14 protein-coding genes are annotated in these 10,371 nt (G+C 35.1%); 9 read left to right on the forward strand and 5 right to left on the reverse strand.

Annotated features, from left to right (window positions below; translation table 11 throughout):
* Positions 1-102: 102 nt before the first annotated feature.
* The 3 genes from ACQV2X_RS08155 to ACQV2X_RS08165 form a co-directional block, all read right to left on the reverse strand.
* Positions 103-882: an RDD family protein gene (locus ACQV2X_RS08155; RefSeq protein WP_428894415.1), complete on the reverse strand. Its 780-nt coding sequence runs from the start codon at positions 880-882 to the stop codon at positions 103-105.
* A gap of 1 nt (position 883) precedes the next feature.
* Positions 884-1,891 (reverse strand): signal peptide peptidase SppA, encoded by a 1,008-nt coding sequence (gene sppA, locus ACQV2X_RS08160; protein ID WP_428885300.1) that lies wholly within the window; start codon positions 1,889-1,891, stop codon positions 884-886.
* A gap of 97 nt (positions 1,892-1,988) precedes the next feature.
* Positions 1,989-2,948: a tRNA dihydrouridine synthase gene (locus ACQV2X_RS08165; RefSeq protein WP_428893463.1), complete on the reverse strand. Its 960-nt coding sequence runs from the start codon at positions 2,946-2,948 to the stop codon at positions 1,989-1,991.
* Positions 2,949-3,118: 170 nt separating this feature from the next.
* On the opposite strand from ACQV2X_RS08165, the gene ACQV2X_RS08170 reads away from it, so the two are divergent.
* Entirely contained in the window at positions 3,119-3,493 is a 375-nt protein-coding gene (locus ACQV2X_RS08170) for a thioesterase family protein (protein ID WP_428894416.1), read from the forward strand.
* Between the two features lie 105 nt (positions 3,494-3,598).
* On the forward strand, positions 3,599-4,510 hold the full coding sequence (locus ACQV2X_RS08175; RefSeq protein ID WP_428874527.1) for an AEC family transporter: 912 nt from the start codon (positions 3,599-3,601) through the stop codon (positions 4,508-4,510).
* 147 nt (positions 4,511-4,657) lie between these two features.
* Here ACQV2X_RS08175 and ACQV2X_RS08180 read toward each other — a convergent pair whose 3' ends face one another.
* Complete coding sequence (locus tag ACQV2X_RS08180) at positions 4,658-5,284, reverse strand: PHP domain-containing protein (RefSeq protein ID WP_428891986.1); 627 nt, start codon at positions 5,282-5,284, stop codon at positions 4,658-4,660.
* 306 nt (positions 5,285-5,590) lie between these two features.
* On the opposite strand from ACQV2X_RS08180, the gene ACQV2X_RS08185 reads away from it, so the two are divergent.
* The 5 genes from ACQV2X_RS08185 to ACQV2X_RS08205 all read left to right on the forward strand — a co-directional run bounded on the left by ACQV2X_RS08185 (position 5,591) and on the right by ACQV2X_RS08205 (position 8,164).
* Entirely contained in the window at positions 5,591-5,971 is a 381-nt protein-coding gene (locus ACQV2X_RS08185) for a hypothetical protein (RefSeq protein ID WP_428874529.1), read from the forward strand.
* Positions 5,972-6,015: 44 nt separating this feature from the next.
* Positions 6,016-6,393, forward strand: a complete 378-nt coding sequence (locus tag ACQV2X_RS08190) for a hypothetical protein (protein WP_428894417.1) — start codon at positions 6,016-6,018, stop codon at positions 6,391-6,393.
* A 271-nt stretch (positions 6,394-6,664) separates the two neighbouring features.
* Positions 6,665-7,135: an HAD family hydrolase gene (locus ACQV2X_RS08195; RefSeq protein WP_428874531.1), complete on the forward strand. Its 471-nt coding sequence runs from the start codon at positions 6,665-6,667 to the stop codon at positions 7,133-7,135.
* 17 nt (positions 7,136-7,152) lie between these two features.
* Positions 7,153-7,851, forward strand: coding sequence for an AzlC family ABC transporter permease (locus ACQV2X_RS08200; protein WP_428874532.1), 699 nt, complete (start codon positions 7,153-7,155; stop codon positions 7,849-7,851).
* Positions 7,844-8,164 carry a branched-chain amino acid transporter permease gene (locus ACQV2X_RS08205; protein ID WP_428874533.1) on the forward strand — a complete coding sequence of 107 codons (321 nt, stop codon included), beginning with the start codon at positions 7,844-7,846 and terminating at the stop codon, positions 8,162-8,164. Before ACQV2X_RS08200 ends, ACQV2X_RS08205 begins: the two co-directional genes overlap by 8 nt.
* 13 nt (positions 8,165-8,177) lie before the next feature.
* On the opposite strand, the gene ACQV2X_RS08210 is transcribed toward ACQV2X_RS08205, so the two are convergent.
* Positions 8,178-8,522, reverse strand: a complete 345-nt coding sequence (locus tag ACQV2X_RS08210) for a carboxymuconolactone decarboxylase family protein (protein ID WP_428894418.1) — start codon at positions 8,520-8,522, stop codon at positions 8,178-8,180.
* 214 nt (positions 8,523-8,736) lie between these two features.
* Between ACQV2X_RS08210 and yedF the strand changes: the two genes are divergently transcribed.
* On the forward strand, positions 8,737-9,078 hold the full coding sequence (gene yedF / locus ACQV2X_RS08215; protein WP_428874535.1) for a sulfurtransferase-like selenium metabolism protein YedF: 342 nt from the start codon (positions 8,737-8,739) through the stop codon (positions 9,076-9,078).
* Between the two features lie 21 nt (positions 9,079-9,099).
* Positions 9,100-10,287 (forward strand): cobalamin-independent methionine synthase II family protein, encoded by a 1,188-nt coding sequence (locus tag ACQV2X_RS08220; RefSeq protein ID WP_428874536.1) that lies wholly within the window; start codon positions 9,100-9,102, stop codon positions 10,285-10,287.
* Positions 10,288-10,371: the final 84 nt, after the last annotated feature.

Below are 10,371 nucleotides of genomic sequence, written 5' to 3' on the forward strand. Positions count from 1 at the left end.
TATATCAAAAAGCCCTCTAAATCACCATAGGTTGGTGATTTAAAGGACTTTGTCTTCAGTCTGATCACTACGCTAAAGATAGCGTAGTGATTTTTATTTGTTTTAAACGAGTTTCCACTTAGCAAAGGCAGTTAGATAACGTTCATTAATCACTGTCGTATCAGTCAGCATATCTAAAGGGTGCTGATGTTTGCTTGTGAAGATAAGGATGACAGCAATAAATGGTACATAGTAGAAAATAACACGACCAAAAAATTCACGCATTAATAAAGTGGATATATTTAATTTATTCGATTGGGTATTAATCGGCACAACTCTTAAATTAAATAAAATTTTTCCGGGTGTTTGGCCATTCAGACCGAAAGTCATTAGGAAAAAGTAAAGGCAAAATACAGCTAAGTTAAAGAACATAGGTAAAACACCCCACAATAAGTCTTTATTCATTTCTCCTACAATGTTCGTTATAAGGTTAGTCAGGAGAAGAATGAATAGGTAATCTACCATATAAGCTGCTAAACGAAGCCAGAACCCAGCATAAACCTCCTTAGGAAGATAGTCGTAGCCATTTTCTCTCAGTTGTTGGTCAGCAATTTTCATTTGAATAGGATCAATGTCAGACTGCTTAGTCTCTTTGAAAGCTTCCTCTCTTGCTGCATGATTGCTGAATGGATTGAGTCCGGAATGATTTGCTTGACTAGAATTTAAAGAAGACGAGTTATTTTTTGTTATATTGTTGTCCTTAGAGTGGTACGTTTGCTCTTCAATAATGACTGTACTATCTTGAGGAACTTCTTCAATAACTTTAGTTGAATCTTTTTTTTCTTCTTTTGAATGATTTAAAAGCGTCTTAAGTTCTTCTTTATCTAATTTAACTGATGTCATATTACTTACCACCTTCCCAGCGGTACTCAATCTGAGGAAGAACTTCTTCTTTTACACGGTTAAGAACTTGATCAAATTGTTTTGCATAATTATCTTCTGATTTCATAAATGTAGGGAAGAATGAGGCAAATTGGTCTTGAGGGGCTGCTTTTTCAAAAACTTGAGCATTTGCTAAGTCATTTTCTTCGCGAATAAGATCGATTACTTGACGATAGTATAGAATATCATCAACCAAGCCGTTTTCTTTAGCTTGCTTGGCGGTATAAATACGACCATCTGCTAGCTCACGCACCCGTTCTTCTGACATATCACGACCATCGACAACCACTTGAACGAAACGATTAAAGGCTTCATCAATATATTCTTGGAATACTTCCTCTTCTTCCTTAGTCATTTTACGTGCACTCGAGCCTAAATCCTTCATTTTTCCAGATTTAAAAACATAGGGTTCAACACCTATTTTGTCATAAAGCTCTCTCATATTGTAACCAGACATAATTACTCCAATTGAGCCAGTGATTGTTTCAGGAGTAGCATAAACTTTATCGGCTAACATGGCATAATAGAAGCCACCTGATGCGGCTACTTGCCCCATAGAAGCATAAACAGGAATCTTTCTTTCGGCAATCACTTCCTTAAATAAGTCATAAGCTTCACGGGTTTCGTATACTCCTCCACCTGGAGTATTTAATTCGAATAAAACAGCCTTAATAGATTCATCCGTTCGAATCTGTTCGATGGTATCCATAATAAGTTGCTGATCATAAGTAGGAGACGCTATTCCAATCACTCCTTCAATTGGGATAACTAGAATACGTTGATCTACAGAGCCATCTTCTCGAATTTCTTCTATATAATCTTGTCCAATGCCTAGCAAGGAGTTTAGTCTTTCATTCGCCCATTTTTCACTGTAGGTAATATCAGTGGGTTCATTATAAACTTTCGATAAGCTAGAAGCGACAATTAAAACAAGTGCAAAAGCGATTACTATCCATTTTTTTTTTGACATATAAGCCACCTTCCTTTGAGTTTAGTTTAACATTTTTAATGTCGGTTTGGAATGATAAGCTGTTTATAACTATAAAAAGCTGTTAGTTAGGTGTTTTCTATAATAAGTGTTGTTTTTCAAAATCAATGAGTATTTCACGCGCTTGGATGGAATCCTCTGCTTCCATTAGTTGGACTCTTAATTCGTGTGCTCCTTTGAATTCTCTTAAATAGATTTTAAAAGACCTTCTTAAAGCAGGGAAAGGGTGGAGATCGTAATAATCAAAGAGATCCAAATGATAGCGAAAAAGATCAATCAATTCTTTAGCAGAATGATGACGAGGTTCTTTTTCAAAAGCAAATGGATTTTGAAAAACACCGCGGCCAATCATAATACCGTCCATCTCATAAGTATTGTATAACTCCATTCCTTGTTGCCGATCAGCAATATCTCCATTTACAGTTAAGAGGGTATGTGGGGCGTATTGGTCACGCAAATTTTTAATCTCCCCAATTAGTTCCCAATGAGCGGGCACTTTAGACATTTCTGTTTTTGTTCTTAAGTGTATGGAGAGGTTGGCAATACCTTGTTCAAATAAATGCTTCAGCCATTCTTTATATTCTTCCACTTGATGATGGCCTAAACGCGTTTTGACTGAAATAGGAAGGTTTGCTTTTTTACTGGCTTGGATTAATTGAGCAGCTAGTTGTGGTCTTAAAATTAAACCAGACCCACGACCATGTTTAAAGACGTTAGGTGCTGGACAGCCCATATTAATATCGACACCTGCGAAGCCTTCTTCTTCCATTCCATGCGCCATTTGTTCAAAGAATTCAGGCCGGTCACCCCATATATGGGCTACTATGGGTTGTTCATCTTCAGTTTTGATTAAACGACCTCGTACGGATTCTTTGCCTAGAGGATGGCAGTAGGATTCAGAATTAGTAAATTCAGTGAAGAAAACATCAGGTCTTCCAGCTTTAGCAATAACATGTCGGAAAGCAACATCGGTTACATCTTCCATAGGGGCTAAAACAAAAAAGGGTTTGGGTAAGTTTTGCCAGAAGTTTTGTGGCATAGTTTAGGACTCCTTTCGCTTATTTTTGTAAAAATAGAATCTTTAAAAGATTACCATAAATGAGGCTGGATGCAAATATAATACAGGAATCCTCTATTAATTCTTTAGGAAAAACAACTAGCCCTATCTGTATGCTATAATTTTACTGAAAAAAATTTAGGAGGATAAAAATGAAAGCAAAATTTTTCAAAAAATATTCTGTAAAGAATGAACATTCAGCTGCTAAAATTGGATCAGGTGCTTTAGAAGTCTTATCGACACCTTCGATGATTGCTTACATGGAAAATGCAGCTTATGAGCTTTGTCAGAAAAATATTGAAGATACAACTTTAGAAACCACAGTAGGTATCTTTCTTGAAGTCAAACATTTAAAAGCGAGTTCGACTATGAGCGAAATTGAGATTATTATTACAAAATGTAAAAGAGAAGGAAGAGTATTCACTTTAGATATGGAAGCTTATGATAAAGAACAATTAATTGGTCAAGCAACTCATCAAAGAATTGTTGTGAATATCGAGCGTTTTATGGCAAAGCTTAAGAAATAATATTTTCATTGATCGATGCCTTGAAAGTGTTTGAAAGATATTCAGTTTGCAAACCAACTATGTTAAGATGAGGGGGTTAATAAAAAGGTATAGGGAGGATCATTAATGGCAACTTTTTTTGAGATGCTGAGCATCCAATTAGTTCTAATTGTTTATGTCTTAGCAGGTGTGCTAGCCTATAGAAAAAGAATGATTACGGATCAGAATCGTCCAGCTTTAATTAAATTAATTGTTGAGATACTTGTTCCCGCACTTATTTTTAAGTCGTTTTTTAATATAACTTGGAACATTATTGAGCTAAGCTTTCAAACTTTAATCATTGCTACTATTATTTATACAACGATAACCCTTTTCGGCGGCTTCTTTTTTCGGGATTTGCCGGAAAAACAAGCTAAAATTTTACATTATGCGACCCTTTGTAACAGTGCCGGTTTTGCTGGATTACCCATCGTTACATCCTTATTTGGTGAATTAGGCGCTATTTTAGCCGCCGTTTATTTAATACCTCACCGCATTTTTACCTATACAATTGGTATTTCTTTATTAGTAAAACAAGAAAAGAGTTTTAAAGAGACGCTTCTTTCTTTTATAAAAAACCCAATGATTTTGGCAGTTATCTTTGGATTGGTGCTGGGCTTAAGCCAAATTCCTATACCAAGCTTTATCATGAATAGTTTTGATGGTTTGAGTCGCACAGTTACTCCTTTATCCATGATTACCATCGGTTCAATTATTGGTTCGGTTAAAATGGAGGCTCTTTTTGAGAAAGCGGTTATACGGTTTGTAGGTGTTAGAATGCTACTTATACCCTTAATCGTTTTACTGAGCTTAAAATTTCTGCAAGTAGATGAGCAAATAGCAGGTATGTGTGTGGTGATGGCGACCATGCCCGCCGGGGCTACCACGCCTATTTTAGCGGCTAAATACGATTTAGATGTCGCTTTGGCTTCTAAACTAACTTTTGTATCAATTATTTTATCCCTCTTTTTAAGTCCAGCCTTTTTGGCTTTCGTTTAATTTGAAGACAGAGGAGGAGAAATTTTCATGCCAGCCATACATAAAAAAACTAACAAAAAAAGATCTGCATAATGTACTGACCCCCTAAAGTTGGATTTCATGGTCCAACTTTAGGGGGTCAGTACATTGAGCTAGCTCTTTTTCTGCTTATGCAGTGACTGTTTCGATAATTTGATGGCCCTTAACCATAACTGGTTGACAGTTTCCTTTTTTTAATTCTTGAGCAAGTTCATGGATAGTTGAAACCTGGTTAGGAAAATATGTCGCGTAAACGCCTACTTGGCCAAAATGATGAGAATCACTTCCACCAACACATTGTAGACCGTGTTCTTTGGCTGTAATAAAGGCTTGTTGATTTTCTTCTAAAGTTGAATTGCCATTTAACACTTCAACTGCATGAAGGCCTTTAACTTTATAAATATGGTCACCAAGGCCTCGGTTATTATTACGATAGGGATGAGCGGCTGTACAAGCTCCACCTTTTTTATTCACGTAATCAATGAATTCTTGAGCTGATAGGCCCGGCTCAGGCAATTCGTCAATTCCATAGGCTAAGACATCGCCTTCAGTAGTTAGATATTCCACCCCCACAAAGATTGGAAAATCGAGACGTTGTTGAGCCTCTTCAACTAAAGTCATGAAACCAATTGAGTCGTGGTCTGTAATACAAACGGCATCAAGTCCGATTAGTTTGGCTCTTTCGACAATCTGCTCAATTTTCATAAAGCTATCGGGTGAAAATGTCTTCTCATGCATATGTAGGTCGATTAACATATTGGATAATCCTCTCTTATAAGTTTGTAACATTAAATATTGTTCAACATCCCTATTTTACGTAAGCTTACCTCGCTATTCAAATTGAAAAACAATCTTAAAAATTTATTTATAGTCTTTATTAATACATTTGTATCAATGATTTAGCAAGTTTAGCTTTAAATTTATTAGAAAAAATAATAAATAATGACAGAACAATTTAATAAATAAAATGATTTTATTAAAAGATAATAAGAAAGAAAAATTTTAATGGAAAAACGTTTACAAAACTGGTAGGATAGCATTAAATGCTTCGGAGGCGCTTTTATGAAATTGTTAAAAGACACAAGAATAAGAATAGCTTTAATCTCAATCTTAATTTTCTTGTTTGCCTATCAAAATGTGGATCGATACTTGCAGCAGATGGACGAACAGAGACAAAATAATTTAGAAACGGTTACTTTAATTGCTAGGGCTTATGGTTATGACGGAGAAGAGGAATCAGATCCTGTACTAGAGTTTATTGATAAGCAACCGTCAAAAAATTTCACCTATGATCAAGAAGCTAAAATTGATTTGGCTCATTATTTTCATGGGGTCTCCAAAGAACAAATTATTTTGAAACGTGGTGGGATTCTTATATCAATGTTAATAATTCCATATCTACTTTTTGAGTTTATAATAAGTAAATCGGGCTTTTTATTCTAATAGCTGTTTGAAAATATGAAAGAGTAGCAATAAGGAGGAGAAAAATGAAATGTTTTTCAAATTTTAAGATTCGAGCTTTATTCTTTTTTATAATAATCAGTACACTTGCGTATTTACTAGTAAAACCGATATATGATTCTTATATTATTTATAAGGAGAACGATTATTCAACCGTGTCTGTGCTGTCTAAAATACATGGTTATGAGGGTGAAGATGATATTGATTCAAAATTAGATTATATGGAACAATTGCCAGAGAATAAATTAAATAATATAGAGAAAGGGATAGTTAGTCGAGCGCGTTATTATAGAACGGATCCTGAAGTGAAAATTGTACTTAAAAAGGGAGCTATTATTGTAATAAGCTTATTCACTTTTTATTTAGTCGTCGAATACGCTTTAACGCGAACTTATTCAATTTAAAAATTGAAAACCACTAAATGAGTATCGAGAACTAAATCTACCTCTATTTTTAATAGAGGTCGTTTTAATTTGTCTAGTGAAAGTATATGAGAACTTTCTTAGGGACTTTTCATTCAAATTTAAGAGATATTTGATTAAATAATAGTATACTTATAAGTGAGCGCGTTTCAGTATTTTTAATACGTAATCTTATTTTTAAAAGCATTCGAGAAAACGCTTACAAATGCTCTGCGTTTCAGTCTCAAATAAAGATGTGTTTAAGGAGATAAAGATGATAAAATACGAAATTCCAGGTAATGGAGTGATCAAAATTTCTAATGTGATTATTGATTTTAACGGCACCATCGCTGAAGACGGGAAATTAATTGAAGGAGTGGAAGAACTTCTTTCGAGTCTTTCAGAAAATGTTAAAATTTTTATCGCCACTGCTGATACCTATGGAACTGTTAAACAACAGTGTCAAAAACTTCCAGTTGAACTGGCTACCTTTCCTTCGAGTAAAGCAGCTATCTCCAAGAAACTACTGCTTGAAGAATTAGATTCTAAAAGCTGTGCCTGTATAGGCAATGGCTATAACGATGGAGAAATGATGAGTGTAGCTGCTTTATCAATAGCTGTTATAGGAAATGAAGGGCTATCCACTGTTAGTATTCGTAATGCCGATATTATTGCACCTAATATTCATTCAGCGCTTAACATCTTGCTTAAGCCTGAGCGTATTAAAGCTACTTTACGTCATTAAGTTAAAGGAGTTAGAAAATGGATAAAAAACATTGGAGATATGCCTTTGAAAAGACATTGCCAATTGGTATCGTTTATCTCATGCTAGCCTTAGGTTTTGGTATTATGATGCAGGCTAAAGGCTTTGGTTGGATTTGGGCATTATGCTTGAGCTTTTTTGTCTACTCAGGGTCTATCCAGTTTTTAGCACCAGTCATTCTTTCTTCATCCACTGGCTTATTTGCTACAGTTATTTTAACCTTTATGGTTAATTTTCGCTTATTATTTTATGGTATTAGTCAGTTGGAAAGATACAAAAAGATAAAAGGTTGGCGCAAACTCTATTTAATTCATGGCCTTACGGATGAAACTTTTTCTTTGGTATGTACAGACCACTTACCTGAAGGAATTGAACGTGAGAAGTATTCCCTTTATGTCACAGTACTCAATCATATGTATTGGACTCTTGGTAGTGTAGCGGGTAGTTTAGTAGGGAATCTCTTACCTTTTTCAACGGAGGGCATTGATTTTGCTCTAACAGCATTGTTTTTTGTCGTCGTTCTCAATCAGTGGGAAGCTACCAATAATCACAAGCCTGCTCTTTTAGGGATGACTGTTGGGTTTATATTTTTCATAATATTTGGACCAGATAATTTTATGCTGCCGTCAATGCTTGTTGTCATTGCTTTTCTACTAATTGAAAATAGACTTAAAGGAGGCCAACCAGATTATGTCTAACCTTCATTCTATCATGTTGATTGTCGTTATGGTCATTGTGACAATCACTATTAGAGCTACTCCCTTTATTATTTTCAAAAGGAAAACTCCTATTTGGATTATTTATTTGGGGCAAGTTTTTCCTTATGCCATTATGACAATCTTATTGATTTATTCATTTAAAGATATTGCCTATACTTCTCAGCGAACGATAGCGGCTATAATATCTTGCTTTTTGGTATTCGTTTTACATAAATGGCGACATTCTACTGTCTTTTCCATTTTGGGAGGAACAGTTTTGTATATGGTATTGGTTCAAACTATTTTTCAATAAATTTTCATTATGCTTAAAAAGCCAGAGCAAATGCCTCTGGCTTTTTAATATATTTTAAAAACCGATCGAAGCAATCTAACACCTTACCGGCAAAGGCCATACCTGGATCACCATCCATAAGAATAGCAATATTGTCTAAATCCGATAATTGCTCGTAATTTCCTCCTGCTTTTATGTATTGATCAACATGAACAGCAATACATGTCTCACAGCGTTGATTAATAGCAACAGCAAGAATAATTAACTCTTTAGTAACTGCATCTGGAGCCGAGGGCTTTGCTAAGATGGCAGCAAGCTGACTATAATGTTGAAGGTATTCAGGATTAAGTTCTGTTAAAAATTGTGTATTGGCACCCACTTCTTCTAAACCTTTACGATAATCAGTCCTATAAAGATTCCTTCTGCAAAGTTATTCTCTATTAGTATAGCTTTTTTATATGAAAGTATGTTTAAAAAAATTATATATATAAATTTTTCATAAATGACGGTTATTTATTTAATAATCTAATTTAATATTTAAAATTTTATCGAGTATACTAAGTTTATAAATAAACAAAAAGGAGATTAATCACATGTCAAAAGCTTATGATATCGTTCTACGTGGTACTGGTATGGGTGAAGGTGAAAAACCTCTAACAGAAAATTTGATGAAAGGTTTTTTAAATACGCTAGCTAACACTGATAAAGCGCCAAAGCATATCCTTTTATATGGTGAAGCTGTTAAGTTAGCTTGCAAGGGCTCAGACTCAATTGAAGATTTGAAAGCAATGGAAGATAAAGGAACCAAAGTTCTTTCATGCGGTATTTGCACTGAGTACTATGAAGTAGAAAAGTATATTATGGTTGGTCAAATTACAACAATGCGTGAAGTTGTTGATATTTTAACTGAAAGTGAATTAGTAATTGAACCTTAAAAAAGAATGTGAGGTAAAATAATGGAAACGACCTTTAAGCCGTTTACAACGACATTAATTGGATCGATGCCACGGTCGCCTCAATTACTCGCTGCCAAGGAAGCTTGTCAACATTTTGGTGAGTGTGATAAATACAATCAGCTGGTTCATGACGAAACTAAAGAGGTCATGGACCTCTTTAAGCGTGCGGGCATTGATGTAGTTGTAAGTGGAGAAATTTCAAGAGATAATTTTATGTCTTATGTTGCTGAAAAAGTTGAAGGTATCGAACTTTTTTCTACAGAGGAAATTAATGACTTGCTTGGAAATAATGAGGATTATGTGCAATCCTTAGAAGAGATGGATGCTTCAGATAACTCAATGAATAGTCCAGTCTGTGTCGGTAAGCTCGATTTGGAAGCCGATTTATGTACTCAAGAGCAGGAGTTAATTAAAAGCTTAACTAATAAACCTTATAAAATCACTCTTCCTAGTCCATACCTTTTAACCCGATCAATGTGGGTAGAAGGAGTAAGTGATCAAGCTTATGCGAGTAGACGTCAATTGGGTAAAGATGTTGTTGAATTATTGAAAAATACCATTCATCGTTTATATGATAATGGGGCGCGCGTCATCCAAATTGATGAACCGATTCTTTCAGAGGTAGTTTTTCAAAGAGCCCAAGGGGATACCTCCTTCTACTGAGGAACCTTATCTGCAAAGGTCAAGGTTGACCAAGAATTAATGTTTGCTCAGTCTCTTATTCAACCTGTTCTAGATGAAATAAATAGTTTGGAAGGTTGCTTATCAGCTGTCCATGTTTGTCGAGGAAATTGGACAAAAGATGAGAGTGTATTATTAGAGGGAGCGTACGATAAATTAGGTAGCTTCTTTAATAAATTAACTGTCGATATGTTGGCTCTTGAGTTTTCAACCCCAAGAGCTGGTGAAATATCCAAGTTATTTTATAATAACTTTTTAGATGAGAAAATTATACTAGGCTTAGGTGTCATTAATCCGCGATCAGATGAGGTTGAATCAGTTGAAAAAATTATGGCTCTAGCTGAAGAAGCGTTAGAGTTCTTGCCACCAGAGAGAATTTGGCTGAATCCGGATTGTGGCTTTGCAACATTTGCCAATCGTCCGTTAAATCCTGAAGAAATAATCGAAGCCAAATTAACAAATATGTCTAAAGCCGCTCAACAATTACGTCAGAATCACTGTCAATAATTCTTTTTGCAACTAGCATAGGCTAGTTGCTCAGACTGTAGACAAAGTCCTCTAAATCACCAACCTATGGTGATTTAGAGGGCT

The sequence above is a fragment of the Facklamia sp. P12945 genome (assembly GCF_050409485.1).
GTDB lineage: Bacteria > Bacillota > Bacilli > Lactobacillales > Aerococcaceae > Facklamia.